Source organism: Shinella sp. NM-101, assembly GCF_021401195.1.
Lineage (GTDB): Bacteria > Pseudomonadota > Alphaproteobacteria > Rhizobiales > Rhizobiaceae > Shinella.
Genome location: NZ_JACBFT010000003.1, coordinates 259173 through 282349, shown reverse-complemented (window position 1 = coordinate 282349; position 23177 = coordinate 259173). Strand labels below are relative to the sequence as shown.

24 protein-coding genes are annotated in these 23177 nt (G+C 67.0%); 15 read left to right on the top strand and 9 right to left on the bottom strand.

The genetic code is table 11. The annotated features are described in order from the left end of the window. Together L0976_RS08370 and L0976_RS08365 are read left to right on the top strand one after the other, a co-directional pair. Positions 1-429, top strand: coding sequence for an RbsD/FucU family protein (locus tag L0976_RS08370; RefSeq protein ID WP_203317177.1), 429 nt, complete (start codon positions 1-3; stop codon positions 427-429). 72 nt (positions 430-501) lie between these two features. Further along, positions 502-1209, top strand: a complete 708-nt coding sequence (locus L0976_RS08365; RefSeq protein ID WP_234186907.1) for a type 1 glutamine amidotransferase — start codon at positions 502-504, stop codon at positions 1207-1209. A 61-nt stretch (positions 1210-1270) separates the two neighbouring features. Here L0976_RS08365 and L0976_RS08360 read toward each other — a convergent pair whose 3' ends face one another. Continuing rightward, the gene (locus L0976_RS08360) at positions 1271-2695 is read right to left on the bottom strand and encodes a PLP-dependent aminotransferase family protein (RefSeq protein ID WP_234186906.1); all 1425 of its coding nucleotides are present in this window, start codon (positions 2693-2695) and stop codon (positions 1271-1273) included. A 41-nt stretch (positions 2696-2736) separates the two neighbouring features. Between L0976_RS08360 and L0976_RS08355 the strand changes: the two genes are divergently transcribed. Together L0976_RS08355 and L0976_RS08350 are read left to right on the top strand one after the other, a co-directional pair. Continuing rightward, positions 2737-3456, top strand: coding sequence for a pyridoxamine 5'-phosphate oxidase family protein (locus L0976_RS08355; protein ID WP_203317174.1), 720 nt, complete (start codon positions 2737-2739; stop codon positions 3454-3456). Between the two features lie 106 nt (positions 3457-3562). Further along, a complete protein-coding gene (locus L0976_RS08350; RefSeq protein ID WP_203317173.1) occupies positions 3563-3790 on the top strand; it encodes a hypothetical protein in 228 nt (75 codons plus the stop codon). 11 nt (positions 3791-3801) lie between these two features. On the opposite strand, the gene L0976_RS08345 is transcribed toward L0976_RS08350, so the two are convergent. Continuing rightward, the gene (locus L0976_RS08345) at positions 3802-4800 is read right to left on the bottom strand and encodes an aldo/keto reductase (RefSeq protein ID WP_234186905.1); all 999 of its coding nucleotides are present in this window, start codon (positions 4798-4800) and stop codon (positions 3802-3804) included. Positions 4801-4946: 146 nt separating this feature from the next. Between L0976_RS08345 and L0976_RS08340 the strand changes: the two genes are divergently transcribed. After that, positions 4947-5843, top strand: coding sequence for a LysR family transcriptional regulator (locus tag L0976_RS08340; protein ID WP_234186904.1), 897 nt, complete (start codon positions 4947-4949; stop codon positions 5841-5843). On the opposite strand, the gene L0976_RS08335 is transcribed toward L0976_RS08340, so the two are convergent. Together L0976_RS08335 and L0976_RS08330 are read right to left on the bottom strand one after the other, a co-directional pair. Next, complete coding sequence (locus tag L0976_RS08335; protein ID WP_234187065.1) at positions 5834-6277, bottom strand: GNAT family N-acetyltransferase; 444 nt, start codon at positions 6275-6277, stop codon at positions 5834-5836. The genes L0976_RS08340 and L0976_RS08335 overlap by 10 nt on opposite strands. Positions 6278-6279: 2 nt before the next feature. Continuing rightward, positions 6280-7230: an aldo/keto reductase gene (locus L0976_RS08330; protein WP_234186903.1), complete on the bottom strand. Its 951-nt coding sequence runs from the start codon at positions 7228-7230 to the stop codon at positions 6280-6282. Between the two features lie 155 nt (positions 7231-7385). Between L0976_RS08330 and L0976_RS08325 the strand changes: the two genes are divergently transcribed. Next, positions 7386-8372 (top strand): Gfo/Idh/MocA family protein, encoded by a 987-nt coding sequence (locus L0976_RS08325; protein WP_234186902.1) that lies wholly within the window; start codon positions 7386-7388, stop codon positions 8370-8372. Positions 8373-8510: 138 nt separating this feature from the next. On the opposite strand, the gene L0976_RS08320 is transcribed toward L0976_RS08325, so the two are convergent. Both L0976_RS08320 and L0976_RS08315 read right to left on the bottom strand, forming a co-directional pair. Beyond that, positions 8511-9044 carry a GNAT family N-acetyltransferase gene (locus tag L0976_RS08320; protein WP_234186901.1) on the bottom strand — a complete coding sequence of 178 codons (534 nt, stop codon included), beginning with the start codon at positions 9042-9044 and terminating at the stop codon, positions 8511-8513. A 14-nt stretch (positions 9045-9058) separates the two neighbouring features. Further along, positions 9059-9637, bottom strand: a complete 579-nt coding sequence (locus L0976_RS08315; RefSeq protein WP_234186900.1) for a helix-turn-helix domain-containing protein — start codon at positions 9635-9637, stop codon at positions 9059-9061. 142 nt (positions 9638-9779) lie between these two features. On the opposite strand from L0976_RS08315, the gene L0976_RS08310 reads away from it, so the two are divergent. Further along, on the top strand, positions 9780-11030 hold the full coding sequence (locus tag L0976_RS08310) for an MFS transporter (RefSeq protein WP_234186899.1): 1251 nt from the start codon (positions 9780-9782) through the stop codon (positions 11028-11030). 61 nt (positions 11031-11091) lie between these two features. Next, positions 11092-12924, top strand: coding sequence for a translation elongation factor 4 (lepA, locus tag L0976_RS08305; protein WP_234186898.1), 1833 nt, complete (start codon positions 11092-11094; stop codon positions 12922-12924). A 244-nt stretch (positions 12925-13168) separates the two neighbouring features. Here lepA and L0976_RS08300 read toward each other — a convergent pair whose 3' ends face one another. Together L0976_RS08300 and L0976_RS08295 are read right to left on the bottom strand one after the other, a co-directional pair. Further along, on the bottom strand, positions 13169-13783 hold the full coding sequence (locus L0976_RS08300; RefSeq protein ID WP_234186897.1) for a transglutaminase-like cysteine peptidase: 615 nt from the start codon (positions 13781-13783) through the stop codon (positions 13169-13171). Between the two features lie 114 nt (positions 13784-13897). Further along, on the bottom strand, positions 13898-14716 hold the full coding sequence (locus tag L0976_RS08295; RefSeq protein WP_234186896.1) for a carboxylesterase: 819 nt from the start codon (positions 14714-14716) through the stop codon (positions 13898-13900). Between the two features lie 230 nt (positions 14717-14946). Between L0976_RS08295 and infC the strand changes: the two genes are divergently transcribed. From infC to pheT, 6 genes are all read left to right on the top strand, one after another. Next, positions 14947-15483 (top strand): translation initiation factor IF-3, encoded by a 537-nt coding sequence (gene infC / locus L0976_RS08290; RefSeq protein ID WP_203319888.1) that lies wholly within the window; start codon positions 14947-14949, stop codon positions 15481-15483. Between the two features lie 226 nt (positions 15484-15709). Further along, positions 15710-15913 (top strand): 50S ribosomal protein L35, encoded by a 204-nt coding sequence (rpmI, locus tag L0976_RS08285; protein WP_024270153.1) that lies wholly within the window; start codon positions 15710-15712, stop codon positions 15911-15913. 39 nt (positions 15914-15952) lie between these two features. Next, a complete protein-coding gene (gene rplT / locus L0976_RS08280; RefSeq protein WP_119257270.1) occupies positions 15953-16357 on the top strand; it encodes a 50S ribosomal protein L20 in 405 nt (134 codons plus the stop codon). 88 nt (positions 16358-16445) lie between these two features. After that, positions 16446-17309 (top strand): serine/threonine protein phosphatase, encoded by an 864-nt coding sequence (locus L0976_RS08275; protein ID WP_234186895.1) that lies wholly within the window; start codon positions 16446-16448, stop codon positions 17307-17309. Further along, positions 17302-18387, top strand: coding sequence for a phenylalanine--tRNA ligase subunit alpha (pheS, locus tag L0976_RS08270; RefSeq protein WP_234186894.1), 1086 nt, complete (start codon positions 17302-17304; stop codon positions 18385-18387). Before L0976_RS08275 ends, pheS begins: the two co-directional genes overlap by 8 nt. Positions 18388-18411: 24 nt before the next feature. Beyond that, on the top strand, positions 18412-20838 hold the full coding sequence (gene pheT, locus L0976_RS08265; RefSeq protein WP_234186893.1) for a phenylalanine--tRNA ligase subunit beta: 2427 nt from the start codon (positions 18412-18414) through the stop codon (positions 20836-20838). A 319-nt stretch (positions 20839-21157) separates the two neighbouring features. Here the strand turns inward: pheT and mbfA are convergent, their stop codons facing one another. Continuing rightward, positions 21158-22141 (bottom strand): iron exporter MbfA, encoded by a 984-nt coding sequence (gene mbfA, locus L0976_RS08260; protein WP_234186892.1) that lies wholly within the window; start codon positions 22139-22141, stop codon positions 21158-21160. 119 nt (positions 22142-22260) lie between these two features. Between mbfA and L0976_RS08255 the strand changes: the two genes are divergently transcribed. Then, positions 22261-23085, top strand: coding sequence for a lipo-like protein (locus L0976_RS08255; protein WP_234186891.1), 825 nt, complete (start codon positions 22261-22263; stop codon positions 23083-23085). Positions 23086-23177 lie beyond the last annotated feature (92 nt).

Sequence of the window (23177 nt, the reverse complement as noted above, 5' to 3'; positions counted from 1 at the left end):
ATGCTGAAAGGTATCGACCCCATCCTGAGCCCGGACCTGCTCGCGACGCTGCGCGCCATGGGCCACGGCGACGAGATCGCCCTCGTCGACGGCAACTATCCGGGTGTCGAACATGCCCGCCGGCTGGTCCGGCTCGACGGCGTGGCGCTCATTCCCGCGCTGGACGCCGTGCTTTCGGTGCTGCCCGTCGACGATTTCGTCGAGGAGGCGATCTTCCGCTCCACCTACCGGCAGGAGCGCGACCGGCTGGAACCCGTGCATCGCGAGATCATCGACTGCTGCGCCCGGCACGAGCCGGAACGCACCGTTGTGCCGCTCGTCGGCGCCGATTTCTACGACCGGGTGCGCGCCGCCCACACGCTGGTGCAGACCGGCGAGCGGCGGCTTTATGCGAATGTCATCCTGCGCAAGGGCGTGATCCATCCCTGAGCGTTGCCGGGGCACTTGAACCGGGCGATGCGCCGTGGTTGTGTCGCGCGGTATTAGAAGCGGGAGTATCGCATGCGGGTTCTGGTGGTCGAGAACGACAGGGTGACGCTGCTCGGGCAGATCGGCGTCGCGCTCGAAGAGGCGGGCGCGGACCTCGACATCTGCCGGCCCCATGCCGGCGATGCCCTGCCCGCGGACGAGACGGGCCATGACGCGATCGTCGTCATGGGCGGGCCGCAGAACGCGCTGGACGACGAAAGCCATGGCTACCTGCCGGCGCTCGCCGCGCTGATGCGCCGCTTCGGCGATGCGGACAAGTCGGTGCTCGGCGTCTGTCTCGGCAGCCAGCTTCTGGCGCGGACCTATGGCGCCCGGAACCATATCGGCACCGCCCCCGAATTCGGCTGGTGCAGCGTGGCGCTGACGACGGAGGGCACGGGCGATCCGGTGCTGTCGGCCGCCCCGGCCAGCTTCCCGATCTTCCAGTGGCACAGCGACACCTTCTCGCTGCCGGAGGGCGCGGTGCGGCTCGCCACCAACGGCACCGCGGAAAACCAGGCCTTCCGCATCGGCCGCGCCGTCTACGGCACGCAGTTCCATTTCGAGGCGAGCCGACAGGTGGTCGACGAATGGGTGGCGACCTTCCCGGACCAGATCGCTGGCGCGGCCCCCGAATGGTACGAGCGGCGCGCGGCCCTTGCCGCCGAGAACGGCCCGCGCGCCGACGCCACCGGCCTTGCGCTCGCCCGCGCCTGGGTGGCGACGATCCCGCAGACCTAGAGCATTTTGTTTTTATCGCATTATCCGGCGCCGAAGCGATCCCGCTCCGGCTGGAAATGCTCTAGCCGATGGCGGCCGCAAAGCGCGTCGCGGCCGCATGCAGGACCTCCGGCGGGAAGCCGGAAAAGCCGATCACAAGGCCCTGCCGGGGCGGGTTGGTGACGGCCATCGACGACAGGGCGCGCGCGCCGAGCCCGGCTTTGCGGGCGATCTCGACGGCCTCGACATCGTCCAGCCGCGCCGGCAGGCGGGCGACGAGGTGCAGGCCCTGATCGGGAACGTCGACCGAAAGGCCCGGTGCCGAGGCGAGCCCAGCAACCAGCGCGTCGCGCGCGGCCTGCGCCTTACGCCGGGCGCGGCGCAGATGGGCGGCGAAGTGACCCTCGCGGATGAGGTCGGTCAGCGCCGCCTCGGCCAGCGTCGGCGGACTGCGGTCGCTGCGGCCGCGCAGCGCCACCACCGTCTCCAGGAGCAGATCGGGAATGACGGCATAGCCGAGCCTGAGGCCGGGAAAGAGCACCTTCGAGAAGGTGCCGAGGTAGATGACGCGGCTGCTGTCGTCCATGCCCTGCATGGCGGCGAGCGGCGGGCCGGCGAAGCGGAACTCGCTGTCGTAGTCGTCCTCGATGATCCAGCCGCCCGTTTCCCGCGCCCAGTCGATGAGGGCGAGGCGGCGGCGCATGCTCATGGTCACGCCGAGCGGAAACTGGTGCGAGGGGGTCACGTAGACCGCGCGGGCGCCCGGCACCGCCAAGCCGATGTCGGCGCCCTCCGCATCGACCGCAAGGCCGGCAAGGTCGAGTCCGTTGCCGGCGAAGGCGGCGCGGGCGCTGGGATAGCACGGATCCTCCAGCATCACCCGCTCGCCCGGCGACAGCACGCTGCGGATGACGAGGTCGATGCCCTGCTGCGTGCCCGTCGTGATGACGATGGAGCGCGCCTCGCAGCGCACCCCGCGCGCCTGCCGGAGATAGGCGGCGACGGCCTGGCGCAGCGCGGCCCCGCCGCGCGGATCGCCGTACTGGAAATGCTCCGGGCCGGGCCGGACGAGATGGCGCGAGAGCAGGGTGCGGAAGAGATTGAGCGTGCGCGCGTCGGCCATGGCGACACCGAGCGTTCCGGGAAGCGGCATTGCCGGTTCGGCCGCCGCCGTCTCTACGGGAGCGGCCGGCTTCATGTTCGGCACCCGGTCGGCGACGAAGGTGCCCGCGCCGGTGCGGGCAACCGCATAGCCCTCCGCGATCAGCATCTCGAAGGCGGCAACCACGCTGCCGCGCGCGGTCCGCAGACGCCGCGCAAGGTCGCGCGAGGGCGGCAGCTTGCTGCCGGGCGCGATGTCGCCGGCCTCGATCAGCCGCCGCAGTTCCCGGTAGAGCGCCGGCGTGCGCCGACCTGTGGCCGGCAGGACGGGGATAAGTGCCGACCAGTCCGATAGATTGGTCCGTGAATTTTCTTCTGAATTGGTGCTTTTTCGATCCAATGCCATGGCGCACCCTGACGTCCCGTTCCCCGAAAGGCAAGACCAGAATGACCGCCGAGACCGAAACAGCCTACCCCGTCACCCCGCGCAACCGCGTCAAGCGCATGCACGAGCGCGGCAGCTACGACCGCGCCGCCGTGCACGCCATCCTGGATGCGGCCATGCTCTGTCATGTCGCCTATGTCATCGACGGCCAGCCCTATGCGACGCCCACCCTGTTCTGGCGCAAGGGCGACACGCTCTACTGGCACGGCTCCTCCGCCAGCCGCATGTTGCGGCACCTGAAGGCCGGCACGCCCGCCTGTCTCACCGTCGCCCATCTCGACGGGCTGGTGCTCGCACGGTCCGGCTTCAACCACTCGGCCAACTACCGCTCGGCCATGTGCTTCGGCACGGCGCGGCTCGTCGAGGACCCGGACGAGAAGATCGAGGCGATGCGCGACGTCGTCGACCGTTTCTATCCGGGCCGCAGCGCGCTGCTGCGCCCCATCACCCCGCAGGAGGCGAAGGCCACGACGATCGTCGCCATGCCGATCGACGAGGCGGCCGCCAAGGTGCGCGCCAAGGGCGTCGGCGACGACGAGGAGGATTTCGCGCTGCCCATCTGGGCGGGCGTCATTCCCGTCACGACCGTGCTCGGCGCGGTGGAGCCCTGCCACCGGCTGGTGCCGGGCGTCGGCAGGCCGGAAACGCTGTCCCTCTTCCCCGAGGCCGGCCGGCTGGACGACGCGCTGCTGGCGGGGCAGCACCTTTACGACGCGGGCTGAACCGAGCCGGCGCCCTGTGCTATTCCGGTACGGGGCGGCCGGCCTGCCGTTCACGCAATCGAAAGGGCCGTGCTGTAGGAGACGGGGAGAACAACGGGGGCCTGCAATGCAGATAGCCGGCATCATGAACACCGCCCGCCAGGGCATGGCGAGCGAAACGGCACGCGTGGAGAAGGCGGCGCAGAGCATCGCCAATGCCTCCCCGACGGCGGGCCCGCCCGCGCCTGATATGCTCGACCTCGTTTCGGCGGGGATCGGCTTTCGCGCCAATGCCGCGGCGTTCGAAACGGGCGCGGACCTCTGGGAGGTCCTCGCCACGATCAGGCGGGACTGAGCCCCGCTTCCCTACCGGTTCGCCATCGAGGCCATGCGCTGCGAATAGCGCCCGCCCGCCACCCTTGCCGGCGACAGCAGATCGCCGAGCTGCGCGGCCTCCCCCGCCGTCAGGGCCACGTCGGCGGCAGCGACGTTCTGCTCCAGATGCGGCACCTTGCTGGCCCCGGGGATCGGCACGATGAAATCGCCCTGCGCCAGCACCCAGGCGAGCGCGAGCTGCGCCGGCGCCACGCCTTTTTGCTTCGCCATCTCCTCCAGGAGCGTCACGAGCGCCAGGTTGGCTTCGAAATTCCCGGCCTCGAAGCGCGGCAGCGAGCGGCGGAAATCGTCGGCCGAGAGGCCGTCGAGCGTCTTCAGCGCGCCGGTGAGCGTGCCGCGGCCGAGCGGGCTGAACGGCACGAAGCCGATGGCGAGCTCCCGGCAGGTTTCGAGAACGCCGTTTTCCTCGGGATCGCGGGTCCACAGCGAATACTCGCTCTGCACGGCGGCGATCGGGTGCACGGCATGGGCCCTGCGGATCGTCTCGGCGCCGGCTTCCGACAGGCCGAGCGCCTTCACCTTGCCCGCGCGCACCAGCTCCGCCATGGCGCCCACCGTCTCCTCGATCGGCACGGCAGGATCGACGCGGTGCTGGTAGTAGAGGTCGATCACCTCGACCCCGAGCCGCTTTAGCGACGCCTCGGCGACGGCCCTGACGTTTTCCGGCCGGCTGTCCGTGCCGGTGATCATCTCGGCGGAGGGCTTCGCGTCGTCGATGCGGAAGCCGAATTTCGTGGCGATCACCACCTTGTCGCGCACCGGCTTCAGCGCCTTGCCGACGAGGATCTCGTTGCGGTAGGGGCCGTAGACCTCGGCCGTGTCGAACAGGGTGACGCCGAGATCGACGGCGCGGTGTAATGTCCTGATCGCCGCGGCCTCGTCGCCCGAAGGGCCATAGGCATGGCTCATGCCCATGCAGCCGAGGCCGAGGGCGGAGACGTCGAGGCTGCCGAGTTGTCTGTGTTTCATGGCGAAATCCTTTCTGAAGGCCGGGGCGACGGGCGTGCCGGCCGGCGGCCGCTTCGCCGTCATCCCCGGCAAGGAACACACTAGAATATTGCGCTACGCCTGAAAATTGCTGCAAAAGCCAACGGCTTGTTCTATCTGTTCGAACAATGAACCGCACCCAGCTCTCGCAACTCGCCGTGCTCGCCGTCGTCGCGGAGACGCGTTCCTTCCGCAAGGCCGCCGCCGAACTCGCCATCGCGCCGTCCGCCGTCAGCCATGCCGTCTCGGCGCTGGAGGCGAGCCTCGGCGTGCGGCTCCTTGCCCGCACCACCCGCTCCGTCGCGCCGACGGAGGAAGGCCGGCTGCTGCTCGACACGCTCGCCCCCGCGCTGTCCGACATCGGCAATGTCATGGAAACGCTTTCCGACCGGCAGGGCCGGCCCGCCGGGCCGCTGAGGGTCACCATGCCGCTGATCGCGGCGGAGGACATCGTGATGCCGCGGCTCGGCGCCTTCCTTCTCGCCTATCCCGACATAGAGCTGGAGCTTCGGACCGACGACCGCTTCGAGGATATCGTCGAGAAGGGCTTCGATGCGGGCCTGCGGCTCGGCGAGCACCTGGAGGCGGACATGGTCGCGCTCCGCGTCAGCGGTCCCTGGCGGGGCCTCATCGTCGGCGCGCCCGCCTATTTCGAAAAGCACCCCAAGCCGCTCCAGCCGCGCGACCTCATGCAGCACCGCTGCATCCGCCGCCGCTTTTCCAGCGGTCGCCTCTATCGCTGGGAGCTGGAAAGGGACGGGCGCCAGGTGACCGTCGACGTCGACGGGCCGCTCATCGTCTCGGACCAGCGGCTGATGCGGGCGGCGGCGATGGATGGCGCGGGCCTCGCCTACATCTTCGACCAGCGCGTCGAGGAGGACATCGCGGCGGGCCGGCTCGTCCCGGTGCTGGAGGACTGGTGCCCGCCCTTCGACGGCTTTTCGATCTACTATCCCACGCGCCGGCAGATGCGCCCGGCGCTGCGCGCCTTCGTGGATTTCTTCCGTTACCGCGGTCAGGTCTGAAGCCGGTAGCGGATGTGCCCGTCGGTCTCGACATAGCTGTCGTAGAGTTTTCTCGCCCGCTCGTTGTCGTGGCTGGTGTGCCAGTAGATGCCGCGCCAGCCGTGGCGCTTCGAAATGGCGACCAGGTCGTCGATCAGCGCCCGCCCGACGCCCCTGCCGCGCGTCGCATCGTCGACGAAGAGGTCTTCGAGATAGCCTTCCGGCGCGATGCCCCAGGTGGAATCGTGATAGTGGTGGATGGCAAAGCCCAGCACCCTGCCATTCTCCTCGGCAACGCGCATCGAGACGCGCGAACCGGGATCGAGCACGCGCGCCCAGGTGAAGGCCGTCACCTCCTCCGGCACCTCGGTCTCGTAGAAGGCGAGGTAGCCGGCCCAGAGCGTCCTCCAGGCCGCCTCGTCGCCTTCGACCGCATCGCGGATGACGAGGGCCACCGTCATGCCCCCGCTCTGTCGAGCAGCGCCATCTGCCCCGCGGAGAGCGACAGGCCGGCGGCCTTTGTCAGGCTCTCAAGCTGGCCAACGCTCGTGGCGCTGGCGATCGGCGCGGTGACGGCGGGCTTGGCCATCAGCCAGGCGAGCGCGATTTCCGCCGGCTTCGCGCCGGTCTCGGCAGCGACCTGGTCGAGCGCCGAGAGGATGCGCCGGCCCTTGTCGTCGAGATAGTGCGCGACGCCCTCGCCGCGCGCCCTGCCCTCGGTGTCGGCCTTCGAGCGGTACTTGCCGGTGAGGAAGCCGGAGGCAAGGCTGTAATAGGTGATGACGCCGATATCCTCCCTGCGGCAGAGATCGGCGAGCGCGCCCTCGAAGCTGCCGCGGTCATAGAGATTGTATTCCGGCTGGAGCACGGCGTAGCGCGGCAGCCCCGCCTTGTCGGCGGCCTCGAAGGAGGCCTGCAACTGGCCCGCATCGAGGTTCGAGGCGCCGAAGGCGCGCACCTTGCCGGCCTTCACGAGGCCGGCATGGGCTTCCAGCGTCTCCTCGTAAGGCGTGTCGGCGTCCGGCCAATGGGAGAGATAGAGATCGATATGGTCGGTCTGCAGCCGCTTCAGGGAGGCCTCGACGGCCTCGACGATCCACGATTTGCGCAGGTCGTGCCGGCCCTGGCCCATGTCGGAGCCGACCTTGGTGACGATCACCACCTTGTCGCGGGCAATGGCGGAGCGCTTCAGCCACTTGCCGATGATCGTCTCGGACTCGCCGCCCTCGTTGCCCGGCACCCAGCGGGAATAGACGTCCGCCGTGTCGATGGCGTTGAAGCCGGCGCCGGTGAAGGCGTCGAGGAGATCGAAGGAGGTCTTCTCGTCGGCCGTCCAGCCGAAGACGTTGCCGCCGAAAACGAGCGGAGCGATGGAAAGGCCGGTCTTGCCGAGAGAGCGAAACTGCATGGGATCCTCCAAGGGGTTCGTGCTGAAAAGGGTTTTCGCACCATAGGACGCGGCCCGGCTCTTTGCACGCGGTTCCCTTGGTTTTTTGCGGCGCCGTCGCTTGCGAGGGACGTACCTCGGGACTAGTCTTTCCGCGCAATCAGGGAGAGATCATCATGCTGCGTTTCGGAATCCTGTCGACGGCCAAGATCGGCCGCGAGCTTGTCGTGCCGGCCATCCAGGACGCCGAGAACTGTGTCGTCACCGCCGTTGCCAGCCGCGATCATGCCAAGGCCCGCGCCATGGCGGACCGCTTCTCCGCCGCGCATGCCTTCGGCTCCTACGAGGAGATGCTCGCCTCCGATACGATCGACGCGGTCTACATTCCGCTGCCGACCTCCCAGCATGTCGAATGGTCGATCAAGGCGGCGGATGCCGGCAAGCATGTGCTCTGCGAGAAGCCGATCGCGCTGAATGCCGGGGAGATCGCCGCGCTGATCACGGCGCGCGACCGCAACAAGGTGCTGATTTCCGAGGCCTACATGGTGACCTACAGCCCCGTGTGGCGGAAGGTGCGCGCGCTCCTTGCCGAGGGCGCGATCGGCAGGCTGCGCCATGTGCAGGGCGCCTTCACCTATTTCAACCGCGACCCCGGCAACATGCGCAACGTCCCGGAACTCGGCGGCGGCGGGCTGCCTGACATCGGCGTCTACCCGACGATCACCACGCGCTTTTCCACCGGCAAGGAGCCGGTCCGCGTGCAGGCCAGCACCGACCGCGACCCGGAGTTCGGCACCGACATCTATTCGAGCGTGCGCGCCGATTTCGGCGATTTCGAACTGTCCTTCTACATCTCCACCCAGCTCGCCCAGCGGCAGATCATGGTGTTCCACGGCGACAAGGGCTTCATCGAGGTGAAGTCGCCCTTCAATGCCGACCGCTACGGCGTGGAGGAGGTCGAGCTCACCAACCAGAACCACGGCGAGAGCCAGATCTTCCGTTTCCAGGACGCCCGGCAGTACCGGCGCGAGGTCGAGGCCTTCAGTCGGGCCGCGCGCGGCGAGAAGGAGGAGGTCGTGACGCTGGAAAGCTCGGTGAACAACCAGAAGGTCATCGACGCCATCTATCGCGCGAGCGAGAAGGACGGCTGGGAGGCGGTGTGACGCCTGCCGCGCCGGTACCTGCCGCGTGCATCCTCGGGTCAAGCCCGAGGATGGCGATGGGGAGGCGTGGTTTCCAATCCTGGCCGGCGGCGCGGCACGCGGTACCGGTAAATCGATCGCCAAACATTTCTCTTCGCGTCATCCTCGAACATCGGCGCCGATCCGCTTGTAGAAGAGCGTCGTCGCGCAGAAGCGCCCGTCCGGATAGAGCGCGTAGTCGGGAATGACCCCGACGCGCTGCCAGCCGAGGCGTTCGTAGACCGTTTCGGCGGGGCTGCCGGTGGCGGTGTCGAGCACCAGCAGCGTCTTGCCGTGCCGGCCCGCCTCCGCTTCGGCGGCCGTCATCAGCGCGCGGGCAAGGCCCCGGCCGCGCTCGCTCTCCATGACGAGCAGCTTCTTCACATCCGCCCGGTGCGGCTGGTTCGGCATCTGGCGGATGCCGACCTGCACCGTGCCGACGATGCGGCCGCCGCGCTCGGCGGCAAAGAGCAGCGTCGCGCCGTCGCCGACGGCCGCCGCAACGCCCTCCCAGAAGGGCACCGCATCGGCCGGCCCATAGGGCGCCATGAAGCCGACGGAAGCGCCGCCCGTCACGCAGTCGGCCAGCACGTCCGCAAGTTCGCCGATACGGGCGCGCGCCCCGGCCTCATCGAGCAGCTTGATGTCGCCCATGCCATCCTCTTCCATCAGGAACGGCCGCGGTCGAGAACCACGGCATAATGCGCCGGCTCGTCGCCGGGATTTTCGAAGACATGGCCCTCGGTGATGCTCATGTAGAGGCAGTCGCCGGGCCGGAGATCGTGCACGGTTCCGCCGACCGTCATGCGCAGCGCGCCGGAGAACAGCCAGACATGTTGCGTCATGCCGGCCCTGGCCGTTTCGGGCGGATAGGCGATGCGGGCGCCGGCGGGGAACTCCACCTCGATCACCTCGACGCGCGAGGCGGTTTCGGGCGCCGAGACGGCGCGGCGCTGGTAGCCGGTTTCCGGATCGCGCCAGACGGGCTGCGCCGCGCGCCGCGACAGCGGATCGCCCTTGCCGCCGGAAAAGGCGAAGAAGGCCGACAGCGTCAGGTCCAGCGCCGCGCAGAGGCGGGAGAGCAGTTGCGCGGTCGGACTGGCCTCCCCCCGCTCGATGCGCGAGATCATCGCCCGGCTGACGCCCGAGGCACCGGCGAGATCGTCGAGCGTCTGGTTGCGCGCCGTCCTGAGCAGCCTCAACCGCTCGCCGATGGCGCTTTCCAGGGGATCCGCTTCGTTTTCCATTATAATGGAATATCCATCTCTCATAGTAGAGTCAACCGGCATGACCTCATCCCAAAATAATTCCCGGCCATGCCGCTCCGGCGACAATGCGACATCGGGGAAATCGATATGGTGGCGCCGAGGCAGGTGGAGGGGCAGGCACATGAGGGATGAGACGCAGCGGGCATCGTCGCTCTTTTCCATCACGGCCATCGTCGTCTCGATGACCTTCGTCGCCATCGGCAACGGCATCATGCTCGCCTATGTGCCCTATGTGCTTTCGCGCGCCGATGCCCCGTCGTGGACGCCCGGCGCGGCCGTCACGGCCATCGCCTTCGGCGGGCTGATCGGCTGCGTCATCGCCGGGCCGGTCATCCGCCGCGTCGGCCATGCGCGCGCCTTCTCCTGCTCGCTGGCGCTCGTCATCATCGCCGCCTTCCTCGTCGCGCTCGGCGTGCACCCGATCGTCTGGGTGCTGGCGCGCGGCATCTACGGCATCGCCGGCAACTGCAACTTCATCATCGCCCAGAGCTGGCTGAACCACGCGGCCGACAACCGCTGGCGCGGCAAGGCCATGTCCTTCTTCTACATGGCCTATGTGCTGGGGCTCGGCGTCGGCGCCTGGATCTTCGGCCGCATGCCGGCCGACGGCAACCTCGCCCCGCTCGTCACCATCTTCGTGACCACCGTCGCGCTCCTGCCGATCGGCCTCACCCGGCTGCCGACGCCGCCGGCACCCGCGAGCGTCAGCCTCGACTTTTCCATGGCCTGGCGCAATTCGCCGGTCGCCCTCATCGGCGTGCTCGCCTCCGGCGGGCTTTCCATGGTCGTGCAGGGCTTCACGCCGATCTACGCCGCCACCAACAATGTCGGCCAGAGCGACGTGGCGCTCCTGATGTTCGTCATGCAGTTCGGCCTGATCTTCGTGCAGTATCCGCTCGGCACGCTCTCCGACCGGATCGACCGGCGCGTCGTGCTGGTCATCACCTGCCTGCTGATAACAGGCGCGGCCATCGCCGCGCTCTTCGTTTCCTTCTCCGCCTTCGCCGTGCTGATGATCGTCTTCGCGCTGTGGGCCGGCGCGGTCGAAAGCGTCTATTCCATCGCCAACGCCCATGCCAACGACCGCACGGATCCGGAGGATTTCGTGCCGCTGGCCTCGACGCTGCTTGTCGCCTGGTCGACCTCGGCGACCCTCGTTCCGCTCGGCGTGACGGCGCTGACGCCCGTCTTCGGGCCGCAGACCTTCATCTATGCCGCGATGGGCGTCGCGCTCGCCTATGCCGCCTTCGTCGCCCACCGGCTGAGGCTGCGCGAGACCGTGCCGCCCGGCGCGCGGGAAACCTTCGAGCTGCTGAGCGCGCAGGTGCCCAACGCCGGTGCGTTGGTGGAAGGAGAGAAAGCCCCGGAATAGCGGCGCTTGCGGCGGAGAAACTCTTCATTTACCGCTTTGCGGGAATCTGCGCCGCTGCTATATGGCGCGCATGAGCACCAACAATTCGACGCCCCTCGACCATATCCGCAATTTCTCGATCGTCGCCCATATCGACCACGGCAAGTCGACGCTGGCCGACCGGCTGATCCAGTCGACCGGCGGCCTCGCCGACCGCGAGATGTCGGAACAGGTCCTCGACAACATGGACATCGAGCGCGAGCGCGGCATTACCATCAAGGCCCAGACCGTGCGCCTGCACTACAAGGCGAACGACGGCGAGACCTATGTGCTGAACCTCATCGACACGCCCGGCCATGTCGACTTCGCCTACGAGGTCTCGCGCTCGCTGTCGGCCTGCGAGGGCTCGCTGCTGGTCGTCGACGCCAGCCAGGGCGTGGAAGCCCAGACGCTCGCCAACGTCTACCAGGCGATCGACAACAACCACGAGCTCGTCACCGTCCTCAACAAGATCGACCTTCCCGCAGCCGAGCCCGACCGCATCAGGGAGCAGATCGAGGAGGTGATCGGCATCGATGCCTCCGACGCCGTGCTGATCTCGGCCAAGACGGGCCTCGGCATTCCCGACGTGCTGGAAGCCATCGTCAAGCGCCTGCCCGCGCCGAAGAGCGAGGGCGGCGAGAAGGCGCCGCTGAAGGCGCTGCTGGTCGATAGCTGGTACGACACCTATCTCGGCGTCATGGTTCTCGTGCGCGTCATCGAGGGCCGGCTCTCCAAGGGCCAGACCGTGCGCATGATGGGCACGGATGCGAAATACACCGTCGAGCGCGTCGGCGTGCTGACGCCGAAGATGGTGGCGATGGACAGCCTCGGCCCGGGCGAGATCGGCTTCATCACCGCCTCGATCAAGGAAGTCGCCGATACCCGCGTCGGCGACACCATCACCGAGGACAAACGCCCGACGGCAAAGGCCCTGCCGGGCTTCAAGCCGGCCCAGCCGGTCGTCTTCTGCGGCCTCTTCCCGGTCGATGCCGCCGATTTCGAGGACCTGCGCTCGGCCATGGGCAAGCTGCGCCTCAACGACGCCTCGTTCTCCTTCGAAATGGAAAGCTCCGCCGCCCTCGGCTTCGGCTTCCGCTGCGGCTTCCTCGGGCTCCTGCATCTTGAAATCATCCAGGAACGCCTGGAGCGCGAATTCGACCTCGACCTGATCGCGACCGCGCCGTCGGTCGTCTACAAGCTCTTCATGACCGACGGCACGGAGCGCGAGTTGCACAACCCGGCCGACATGCCCGACGTCGTGAAGATCGCGGAAATCCACGAGCCCTGGATCCGCGCGACGATCCTGACGCCGGACGATTATCTCGGCGGCATCCTGAAGCTCTGCCAGGACCGGCGCGGCATCCAGGTGGAACTCACCTATGTCGGCACGCGCGCCATGCTGACCTACGACCTGCCGCTCAACGAAGTCGTCTTCGACTTCTACGACCGCCTGAAGTCGATCTCCAAGGGCTACGCCTCCTTCGACTACCAGATCACCGACCACAAGGAAGGGCATCTCGTAAAGATGTCGATCCTGGTGAACGGCGAGCCGGTCGATGCGCTTTCGATGATGGTGCACCGCATGGCCGCCGAAAAGCGCGGCCGCGACATGTGCGAAAAGCTCAAGGAGCTGATCCCCAAGCACATGTTCAAGATCCCGATCCAGGCCGCCATCGGCGGCAACGTGATCGCCCGCGAGACGATCTCGGCGCTGCGCAAGGACGTGACCGCCAAGTGCTACGGGGGCGACGCCACCCGCAAGCGCAAGCTGCTCGACAAGCAGAAGGCCGGCAAGAAGCGCATGCGCCAGTTCGGCAAGGTCGAAATCCCGCAGGAGGCCTTCATCGCGGCGCTCAAGATGGGCGACGAATAGGTACGTCCCTGTTGCAGTTGACGAAGGCCGTGGAGCGATCCGCGGCCTTTTTGCTTCAAGGGCCGAATACCTCTCCTCCGTCATGCTCGGGCCTGTCCCAAGCATCTGCAACGGTTCAATTTTTCGGCGCGTTGGCAGATCCTCAGCGCAAGGCCGAGGATGACGGCAGCGGGCGCGCAGGGTCATCAAAACAAAAAGACCGCGGATCGCTCCGCGGCCTTTTCATATCCGTGATGCGGCCCGCTTACTGGCCGACCGACGAGACCATGACGGCATCGCCGTTCTCGATCGAGACCCAGCGGCCGGCGTGGAAGGAGGCCTGGCGCTTCAGGTAGCGGTAGGGCGTCTCGGTCCACAGCTTCACGTCGTTGTTGAGATTGTCGAGGACGTAGTCGCCCTCGGTCGTGCGCAGCGTCAGCACGGCATGGCCCTCGCCGTCCGGCTTGCGCACGACGGTGATCAGGAGGTCGCCGGCGGCAAAGCCCTTCTCCATCAGCGTCCGGCGCTTCAGCAGCACGAAATCCTCGCAGTCGCCCGCGCCGTCCGGATAGGCCCAGACCTCGTCCTTGCCGTAGATTTCCATGTCGGTCATCGGCGTGACGTCGTGGTTGATGCGCGCGTTGACCTGGCGCACCACCGACCAGCCGAACGCCGTTACCCTTGCGGGCGCGGTGCGCGCGCCGGGGCGGCATTCGGACTTGTGGGTCTGACAGAACTCGTAGTGGCCGATCGGCTGCGAGGTCACGCCGCCCGTCTTCATGGAGAGCGCCGATGCCGGTGCCGTGAAAGCCGAGGAAGAAGAAACGAGGAGCGCGAGAACCGCCGCAACCCCAGCCTTCGCACCAATCATTCGTGCCATGAAACGTCCCCTAATCGTTAACAAAGAGTTAACGGTGAGAGGGCCGTCTCGTCAATCATCAGAATTGGCGATGCTGCATTATGGTTAAGATGTGCTCCGGCGGCCACGCCGGCCTCATTGCCCGCGGGCGAAGGCCTCCGCCGCCTCGAGGATCTTGGCGATGTCCTGCGGCCGCGAGAGCCGGTGATCGCCGTCGCGGATCATCGTCAGCACCACGTCGTCGCCGGAAAGATGCTCCATCAGGCGCACGGCGTGGGCATAGGGCACGTCCGGGTCGGCCATGCCCTGCAGGATATGCACCGGGCAGCCGGTCTCGATGACGCCGTCGAGCACGCGGTTCTGCCGTCCGTCCTCGATGAGCTTCAGCGTATAGATGTTCGGTTCGGGGCCATAGGGCGTCGGCTCCTCGAACCGGCCGCGCTCGGCAAGGGCCGTGCGTTCGGCCTCCGTCAGGTTCGGCTCGATCAGCTCCGAGGTGAAGTCCGGCGCGGGGGCGATGAGGACGAGGCCGGCGACCTCGATGTCCCTGCGCGCGGCAAGCGCGGCGACGGCGCGCAGCGCGATCCAGCCACCCATGGAGGAACCGACGAGCACGAGGCGGCGCGAGCCGAGCGTCTTTACCGCATGGTCGATGACGGCGAGCGCCTCCTCCAGCCAGCGCGAGATCGTGCCGTCGGTGAAGGCGCCGCCCGAGGCGCCGTGGCCGGAATAGTCGAAACGCACGCAGGCCGTGCCGAGGCGGGCGGCGAGGCCGGCGAGCTCCACCGCCTTGGTGCCCGACATGTCGGAGCGGTAGCCGCCGAGCCAGACGAAGTGGGCGAGCGCATTGCCGGGTGCCGGCGGCTGGAGCGCCAGCGCGATCCGCCGCGCGTCGCCACCCTCGCCCACCTCGATGAAATCCGCCGCCGTGCCGTTGCCGTCCGTGGTCGCCATACCTATCTCCCGCGTAGCGCCCGGGCACGAAACCCGCCTGCCGCCCGTCCTTGCCGTGAGCTAGACCAGATTCGCGCGCGCAAGGACAGGTGGTGATTTTTTCCACGCGACATGCTATTGACTTCGCAAGCGTGATCAACACATTGCCGACAAATGCCGCATTTCCGGCAAAACGGCCCGATCGTCGCGCAGATTCAGACCAGTCGAAACAGTTCGAGGAGAACACGACCATTCGCAGACCCTTCAAAGCGGAAGCCCCCGTCAAAGACGGCCCGCGTTCCAACAAGGAAATCCGGATCCCCCGCATCCAGCTCATCGACGCCGAAGGCACCAACCACGGCATCGTTCCCACCGATCAGGCGCTCCGCATGGCTGAAGAAGCCGGCCTCGATCTCGTGGAGATTTCACCGAACTCCGAACCGCCCGTCTGCAAGATTCTTGACCTCGGCAAGCTGAAATACGCCAACCAGAAGAAGGCGGCCGAGGCGCGCAAGAAGCAGAAGATCGTCGAGATCAAGGAAATCAAGATGCGTCCGAACATCGACACCCATGACTATGAGGTGAAGATGAAGGCGATGAACCGGTTCTTCGACGAGGGCGACAAGGTCAAGGTGACCCTGAAGTTCCGCGGCCGCGAGATGGCCCACCAGGAACTCGGCATGAAGCTGCTCCAGCAGGTCAAGGAAGACACCGTGGCCATCGCCAAGGTCGAGGCCGAGCCGAAGCTCGAAGGCCGCCAGATGATGATGGTGCTCGCCCCGCGGTGAGCGCCGTGCCTGGCGATCCTGCGCCAAACGGATAAAGCCGCCTTCCGGGGCGGCTTTTCCATTTTCGGCCGGAATGCATGCGTTTGGCGGAATCCGGTTGCGCTTTTCGAGGACTTCGGTTACAAGCCGCCGTCCGAACGGTCCGGCAGGGCATGCCGTGGCCGTTCTTTACGCTGGAGACGCGCCTCGTCAGCCGTCTCGAATTCAACAAGAATGGAGTAGCAAAATGCCCAAGATGAAGACGAAGTCGTCTGCCAAGAAGCGGTTCAAGATCACCGCGACCGGCAAGGTCGTCGCTGCCGCTGCCGGCAAGCGCCACGGCATGATCAAGCGTACCAACAAGTTCATTCGCGACGCCCGCGGCACCATGGTGCTGGCCGAGCCCGATGGCAAGAAGGTCATCAAGAACTACCTGCCGAACGGTCTCTGAGACTTCTCGCGCAATTGATACGTTTAAGGAGATCATGACATGGCACGTGTAAAACGCGGCGTTACTTCCCACGCCAAGCACAAGAAGACGCTGAAGGCAGCCAAGGGCTTCTACGGCCGCCGCAAGAACACCATCCGCGCCGCCAAGGCAGCGGTTGATCGTTCCAAGCAGTTCGCCTACCGCGACCGCAAGGTCAACAAGCGCAACTTCCGCGCTCTCTGGATTCAGCGCATCAACGCTGCCGTCCGCGAGCACGGCCTGACCTATGGCCGTTTCATCGACGGCCTCAACAAGGCCGGCATCGAAGTCGACCGCAAGGTGCTTTCGGACATGGCGATCCATGAGACCGCAGCTTTCGGCGCGCTCGTCGCAGCCGCCAAGAAGGCTCTGGAATACCTCAAGGACGCCGGCACGAAGAACGAGTTTGAGACCGCCGTCAACTAACCGGCGCCCACAACAAATCTTCGCTTCGTTGTGAAACCCGCGCCGGGGAACCGGTGCGGGTTTTTGTTTGATTTCGGAACCAGGACCCATGGACGGCAGGCCGACCCAGATCGACACCATCCCGGATGCGACCGCCAAGGATATCGAGACGCTTCTCGTTGTCCTCGCCCGCGGCGCGCACCGCGTCGAGCGCGTGGAGATGTCCTTCGGCGCCGTCTGGATCAAGCGCTACGGCACGGAGCCGCCGATCGTCTGGACCCGGGCGCAGAACGTCTTCGCCCGCCTGCTCGGCCAGCCTTTCCTGCGCGCCTCGCCCCGGCTCGGCCGCGAGGCGATGATCGAGCGGGAGGTGCGGCGCATCGCGGTTTTCCGCGAACACGGCGTCCCGGTGCCGCGCGTCCTCTACCAGTCGCAGGGTGCCGTGGTGCTTTCTGATGCCGGCGAGACCGTGAACGGACGGCTTGCACGGCTCCGGAACGACGACCCGGCCGCGCACGATGCGCTGCTTGTCACCTGCGCTGCCGATCTCGGCGCCCTCCACGCGAAGGGCCTCTGCCACGGACGGCCGCATCCGCGGGATTTCTTCCTTTCCGGGAACCGCATCGGCTTCATGGATTTCGAGGAGGAGCCGGAGGCCGCCATGCCGCTTCCCACCGCGCAGGCGCGCGACGTGCTGCTCCTCTTCCTCCAGCTCGTCGACCGCGCCGCCTTCGGCGAGGAAACCGCCGGGAGGGCCTATGCGGCCTGGCGCGCCGCCGCACCCGCCGCCGCCGAGACGGAGCTGAAGGCGATGCTCCGGTTCCTCGGCAAGTTTTTGTGGCTCACCCGATTGATCGGGCGCGTGCACATGAGTAGTGATCTGCGACGCTTCCTCGCCGCAACCCGCTATCTCTCCGGGGCTCTTCTGCCTCCCCGCCCGGCCGACGCAAGCAAAGCAGGTAAAGATGACTGAACTCGATACTTTGGAACAGCAGCTCCTTTCCGACGTTGCGGCGGCCTCCGACGAGGCGGCGATCGAAGCCGTGCGCGTCGGCGCGCTCGGCAAGAAGGGCTCCGTCTCGGAACTTTTGAAGACGCTCGGCACCATGTCGCCGGAAGAGCGCCAGACGCGCGGCGCGGCGATCAACGCGCTGAAGACGCGCGTCACCGACGCCATCACCGAGCGCAAGAGCGCGCTGCGCGACGCCGCCATCGAGGCCCGCCTTGCCGCCGAGACGGTGGATGTCAGCCTGCCGGTGCGCTCCTCGCCCGCCGAGCGCGGCCGCATCCACCCGATCAGCCAGATCGTCGACGAGATCACCGCGATCTTCGGCGACATGGGCTTCTCGATTGCCGAAGGCCCCGACGTCGAGACGGACTACTACAACTTCACGGCGCTGAACTTCCCCGAGGGCCACCCGGCCCGCGAGATGCACGACACATTCTTCTTCCCCGCCGACGAGAACGGTGCGCGCAAGGTGCTGCGCACGCACACCTCGCCCGTGCAGGTGCGCACCATGGAGGCGCAGAAGCCACCGATCCGCATCATCATTCCCGGCAAGACCTACCGACAGGACTCGGACGCGACGCACTCGCCGATGTTCCATCAGGTCGAGGGCCTCGTGGTCGACAGGAAGGCCAATGTCGCCAACATGCGCTGGGTGCTGGAAGAATTCTGCAAGGCCTTCTTCGAGGTGGACAGCGTCACCATGCGCTTCCGCCCGTCCTTCTTCCCCTTCACCGAGCCGTCCTTCGAGGTCGACATCCAGTGCGACCGCTCGTCGGGCCCGATCGTCAAGTTCGGCGAGGGCACGGACTGGATGGAAATCCTCGGCTGCGGCATGGTCCATCCGAACGTGCTGCGCGCCGGCGGTCTCGACCCGGAAGAATACCAGGGCTTTGCCTGGGGCATGGGCCTCGACCGCATCGCCATGCTGAAATACGGCATGCCCGACCTGCGCGACTTCTTCAACGCCGACGTCCGCTGGCTCAGCCACTACGGCTTCCGCCCGCTCGACATGCCGACCCTGTTCGGCGGCCTCAGCGCGTAACCGGCATCCAAGGAGAAATTTGTCATGAAATTCACGCTCTCCTGGCTGAAGGATCATCTCGACACCGACGCCTCGCTGGAGGAAATCTGCGCGAAGCTGACGGCGATCGGCCTCGAAGTGGAAGACGTCGACGACAAGGCGGCCTTCAGGCCTTTCGTCATCGCCAAGGTCGTCTCGGCCGAGCAGCATCCGAACGCCGACAAGCTGCGCGTGCTGATGGTCGATACCGGCAAGGGCGAGCCGATCCAGGTCGTCTGCGGCGCGCCGAATGCGCGCGCCGGCCTCGTCGGCGCCTTCGCCGCACCCGGCACCTATGTGCCCGGCATCGACGTGACGCTCGCCGTCGGCACCATCCGCGGCGTCGAGAGCCGCGGCATGATGTGCTCGGAGAAGGAACTGGAAATCTCCGACAACCACGACGGCATCATCGATCTGCCGGCCGATGCGCCCGTGGGTACGAGCTATGCCGCCTATGCCGGCCTCGACGATCCGGTCATCGAGATCAACCTGACGCCGAACCGTCCGGACTGCACGAGCATCTTCGGCATCGCCCGCGATCTCGCCGCCTCCGGCCTCGGCACGCTGAAGACCCCGAAGGCGCCGTCGTTCAAGGTCGAGGGCGAGACGCCGGTCAAAGTAAAGCTGGAGCTCGGCGGCGACGATCATCTCTGCCCCGGTTTCGCGCTCCGGCTCGTGCGCGGCGTCAAGAACGGCCCGAGCCCGCGCTGGATGCAGCAGCGGCTTCTGGCCATCGGCCTTCGCCCGATCAACGCGCTCGTCGATATCACCAACTACATGACCTTCGACCAGGGCCGCCCGCTGCACGTCTTCGACGCGGCGAAGGTGAAGGGCGACCTCGTCGTGCGCCGCGCCGCCGAGGGCGAGACGGTGCTGGCGCTCGATACGCGGGAATATACGCTGAACCCGTCCAACGTCGTGATTTCCGACGACAACGGCGTCGAATCCATCGGCGGCATCATGGGCGGCGAGCATTCGGGCTGCGACGAGAATACCGTCGACGTGCTGATCGAATCGGCGCTGTGGGATCCGATGAACATCGCCAAGACCGGCCGCTCGCATGGCATCATCACCGATGCACGCTACCGCTTCGAGCGCGGCGTGGACCCGGAATACATGGTGCCGGGCCTCGAGCGCGCGACGGAACTGGTGCTGGAGCTCTGCGGCGGCGTGCCGGCGAAGACCGACGTCGTCGGCTACAAGGGTTTTTCCGCCAAGGTGGTCGATTTCCCGTTCTCGGAGGTCAAGCGCCTGACGGGCCTCGATGTCTCGGAAGCCGAAAGCGCCAATATCCTGACCCGCCTCGGCTTCACGGTCACGGGCTCGGGCGAGCGCGTCTCCGTCGCGATTCCCTCCTGGCGGCCGGACGTGGACGGCAAGGCGGATCTCGTCGAGGAGATCATGCGCATCCACGGCGTCGACAACATCAAGCCCTCGCCGCTGGAAAGCCACGGCACCGTCAACGGCCGCATCCTCACCACGCTGCAGATCCGCACGCGCCTTGCCAAGCGCGCGCTCGCCGCGCGCGGCATGATGGAAGCCGTCACCTGGTCCTTCATCCCCAAGGCGCATGCCGAGCTCTTCGGCGGCGGCGCGGCCGCGCTGGCGCTGTCGAACCCGATCGCGGCCGACATGTCCGACATGCGCCCCTCGCTGCTGCCGGGCCTTCTGGCGGCGGCCCAGCGCAATGCCGACAAGGGCTATGGCGACGTCGCGCTCTTCGAAGTCTCCGGCACCTACGAGAACGACCGGCCGGAAGGCCAGCGCCGCGTTGCCGGGGGCGTTCGCCGCGGCACGGCCTCGCTTTCGGGCGCCGGCCGTCTCTGGTCGAACGCGGCCAAGGGCGGCGGCAAGCCGGTCGACGTCTATGACGCCAAGGCCGATGCGCTCGCCGTGATTGAGGCCTGCGGCCTGCCGATGGGCAATGTGCAGATCGAGCCGGGCGCACCCGGCTGGTACCATCCGGGCCGCTCCGGCACGATCAAGATGGGTCCGAAGATCGTTCTCGGCACGTTCGGCGAGTTCCATCCGAAGGCGCTCGGCGCGCTCGACGTGTCCGGCGCGCTTTGCGGCTTCGAGATCTTCGTCGACGCCATGCCGGAGCCGAAGAAGAAGGCGACCCGCACCAAGCCGGCGCTCGACCTCTCGCCCTTCCAGGCGGTGAAGCGCGACTTCGCCTTCGTGGTCGACAGGACGGTGGAAGCCGGCGCCATCGTGCGCGCGGCGAGCGGCGCCGACCGCAAGCTGATTGCGGCCGTCAACGTCTTCGACGTGTTCGAGGGCGCATCGGTCGGCGAGGGCAGGAAGTCCATCGCCATCGAGGTCGTCTTCCAGCCGACCGACAAGACGCTGACCGACGAGGACTTCGAGGCCCTGACGGCCAAGATCGTCGGCAATGTGGTGAAGACCACCGGCGGCACGCTGCGGGCGTGATGAAAACGAGACCGGGGCGGTGACGCCCCGCCTTACTGCTATCAAACCACGACCTCTCCTCCGTCATGGGTGGAGTGAGGTCGTGCCTATGCCGGCGCGGGTACCACTCTCCCCGTTTTGTGAACGATTTGCCACCGTTTCCCGCATAGCAGATTGGTTAATGCGACCTTCATTCCCTCCTTGGGAGGATATCGAGGTCGAAATGGAGGCTGCTGCCAATCTCCTGCCGGTCGCCTTCATAGGGGTCGGCGTCTATGTCTTCTTCCGCTGGGTGGTGCGGGACATGAATCGCCCGACGCGGCGCTAGAACACCCATCCCTCACGCGTTGCCGATCAGCACCCCCGCCGCCAGCACGAGGCTGCCGCCGAGGACGACCTGCATCACGGCGCGGAAGAACGGCGTTTCCATGTAGCGGTTCTGGATGAAGGCGATGGCCCAGAGCTCGATGAAGACGACGACGACGGCGATGGTCGTCGCCAGCATGAAATTCGGAATGAGATAGGGCAGCGCGTGGCCGAGGCCGCCGAGTGCCGTCATGATGCCCGAGGCGAGGCCGCGTTTCACCGGCGAGCCGCGGCCGGAGAGCTTGCCGTCGTCATGGGCGGCTTCGGTGAAGCCCATCGAGATGCCCGCGCCCACGGAAGCCGACAGGCCGACGAGGAAGGTCTGCCAGGTATCCTGCGTGGCGAAGGCGGCGGCGAAGATCGGCGCGAGCGTCGAGACCGAGCCGTCCATCAGGCCGGCAAGGCCGGGCTGCACATAGGTCAGCACGAATTGCCGCCGCGCCGTCTGGTCCTCCTCCGCGCGCACGTCCTGCGGCGTGTGCTCCTCGCCGAGCCGGTGGGCGAGCGATTCGTGCGACTTCTCCGCCAACGCAAGATCGCCCAGCAGCTTGCGCGTCTGGGCGTCCTGCGTGCGCGCGGCGGCCGTCAGGTAGAAGCGGTGCGCCGCCCCCTCCATGGCCTCGGCCTGCTCGCGGATCGCGTCGAGCGTCATGTTCTGGATCAGCCAGTCGGGCTTGCGCTCCGGGAAGTCGCGCACATGTTCGCGCCGCACCAGCGGAATGCGGTCGCCGAAACGCTCGATGTGCCGGTCGATCAGCATCTGGCGGTGATGGCTCTCTTCCGCCGCCATGTCCTCGAAGATGCGGGCGGAGTGGGGATAGGCATCGCGCAATGCATCGGCATAGGCGAGATAGATACGGCCGTCGTCCTCCTCGGAGGAGATGGCGAGGGCGAGGATTTCCTGCTCGCCGAGCGATTCGAGGCTGCGTTTGCCGGGGCGGATGAGGCGGGAGAACATCGGTGGCGATCCAGTTTAGAATTATTCTAAATATAGGATGCGCCGCGTCTCGGTCAAGCTCGACAGGACGCGCGGCGTGAGGCTAGAGTGGCGCGACACGAGACTGCGAAGGACATGACGTGACCGCCGGACTGAAGCCGCTTTCCGCAAGCCGCGACACGCTGTTCGACCGCCTCGGCCGCCGCCTCGCCGACCGGCTGCAAAGCCAGACCTCCGGCTACGAGCCCTACACGCCGTCCGATCCCGAAACGCTGGCGCGCACGTTGCGCCCGGGCGACGTGCTGCTCGTCGAGGGCAACCAGAAGGTCTCGGCGGCGATCAAGTACCTGACGCAGTCGACCTGGTCGCATGCGGCCCTCTTCGTCGGCGACGAGGTGCCGGTGACGCTGGACCAGGCGGCGCTGCCCGCCACGGAGCGGCCGCAGCTCATCGAGGTCAATCTGGGGGAAGGCTGCGTCGCGGTGCCGCTCACCAAGTACCGCACCTACAACACGCGCATCTGCCGCCCCGTCGGCCTGACGCCGGAGGACCGGGACGCGCTCGTCGTCTTCATGGTCTCGCGGCTCGGCCTGAAATACGACATGAAGAACATCACGGACATGCTGCGCTATTTCCTGCCGACGCCGCCCGTGCCGGTGCGCTGGCGCCGCCGGATGATCGCCTTCGGCTCGGGCGATCCGACGCGGGCGATCTGCTCGACGCTGATCGCGGAAGCCTTCGAGGCGATCCGCTACCCGATCCTGCCGGAGGTGACGCGCGCGCCCGGCCACGCGGCGGCGACCTCGACCTATTCGCGGCAGGAGATCCTGCACATCCGCCACCATTCGCTCTACACGCCGCGCGACTTCGACCTCTCGCCCTATTTCGAGATCGTCAAGCCGACGCTCAAATACGGCTTCGACTACAAGCGGCTGGAATGGGCGCCGGACCGGGAAGGGCCGTAGGACGGCCTGCAGGCTGAAGGCAATTTCGCCTCACCCGCTGCCGTCATGCTCGGACTTGAGGAGTGGATGCATTTTCCTCAATGGCCTGGGGA

What these genes read in the sequence shown, in the direction of transcription:
- L0976_RS08330 (WP_234186903.1), bottom strand. Translation starts at nt 7,230, where the DNA reads ATGCAGTTTCGCTCTCTCGGCAAGACCGGCCTTTCCATCGCTCCGCTC.
- L0976_RS08320 (WP_234186901.1), bottom strand. Translation starts at nt 9,044, where the DNA reads ATGGGCGACATCAAGCTGCTCGATGAGGCCGGGGCGCGCGCCCGTATC.
- L0976_RS08355 (WP_203317174.1), top strand. Translation starts at nt 2,737, where the DNA reads ATGACCGCCGAGACCGAAACAGCCTACCCCGTCACCCCGCGCAACCGC.
- L0976_RS08275 (WP_234186895.1), top strand. Translation starts at nt 16,446, where the DNA reads ATGGACGGCAGGCCGACCCAGATCGACACCATCCCGGATGCGACCGCC.
- L0976_RS08350 (WP_203317173.1), top strand. Translation starts at nt 3,563, where the DNA reads ATGCAGATAGCCGGCATCATGAACACCGCCCGCCAGGGCATGGCGAGC.
- L0976_RS08315 (WP_234186900.1), bottom strand. Translation starts at nt 9,637, where the DNA reads ATGGAAAACGAAGCGGATCCCCTGGAAAGCGCCATCGGCGAGCGGTTG.
- pheS (WP_234186894.1), top strand. Translation starts at nt 17,302, where the DNA reads ATGACTGAACTCGATACTTTGGAACAGCAGCTCCTTTCCGACGTTGCG.
- L0976_RS08370 (WP_203317177.1), top strand. Translation starts at nt 1, where the DNA reads ATGCTGAAAGGTATCGACCCCATCCTGAGCCCGGACCTGCTCGCGACG.
- L0976_RS08365 (WP_234186907.1), top strand. Translation starts at nt 502, where the DNA reads ATGCGGGTTCTGGTGGTCGAGAACGACAGGGTGACGCTGCTCGGGCAG.
- L0976_RS08310 (WP_234186899.1), top strand. Translation starts at nt 9,780, where the DNA reads ATGAGGGATGAGACGCAGCGGGCATCGTCGCTCTTTTCCATCACGGCC.
- mbfA (WP_234186892.1), bottom strand. Translation starts at nt 22,141, where the DNA reads ATGTTCTCCCGCCTCATCCGCCCCGGCAAACGCAGCCTCGAATCGCTC.
- pheT (WP_234186893.1), top strand. Translation starts at nt 18,412, where the DNA reads ATGAAATTCACGCTCTCCTGGCTGAAGGATCATCTCGACACCGACGCC.
- rplT (WP_119257270.1), top strand. Translation starts at nt 15,953, where the DNA reads ATGGCACGTGTAAAACGCGGCGTTACTTCCCACGCCAAGCACAAGAAG.
- L0976_RS08325 (WP_234186902.1), top strand. Translation starts at nt 7,386, where the DNA reads ATGCTGCGTTTCGGAATCCTGTCGACGGCCAAGATCGGCCGCGAGCTT.
- L0976_RS08295 (WP_234186896.1), bottom strand. Translation starts at nt 14,716, where the DNA reads ATGGCGACCACGGACGGCAACGGCACGGCGGCGGATTTCATCGAGGTG.
- L0976_RS08360 (WP_234186906.1), bottom strand. Translation starts at nt 2,695, where the DNA reads ATGGCATTGGATCGAAAAAGCACCAATTCAGAAGAAAATTCACGGACC.
- L0976_RS08340 (WP_234186904.1), top strand. Translation starts at nt 4,947, where the DNA reads ATGAACCGCACCCAGCTCTCGCAACTCGCCGTGCTCGCCGTCGTCGCG.
- rpmI (WP_024270153.1), top strand. Translation starts at nt 15,710, where the DNA reads ATGCCCAAGATGAAGACGAAGTCGTCTGCCAAGAAGCGGTTCAAGATC.
- L0976_RS08345 (WP_234186905.1), bottom strand. Translation starts at nt 4,800, where the DNA reads ATGAAACACAGACAACTCGGCAGCCTCGACGTCTCCGCCCTCGGCCTC.
- lepA (WP_234186898.1), top strand. Translation starts at nt 11,092, where the DNA reads ATGGCGCGCATGAGCACCAACAATTCGACGCCCCTCGACCATATCCGC.
- L0976_RS08300 (WP_234186897.1), bottom strand. Translation starts at nt 13,783, where the DNA reads ATGGCACGAATGATTGGTGCGAAGGCTGGGGTTGCGGCGGTTCTCGCG.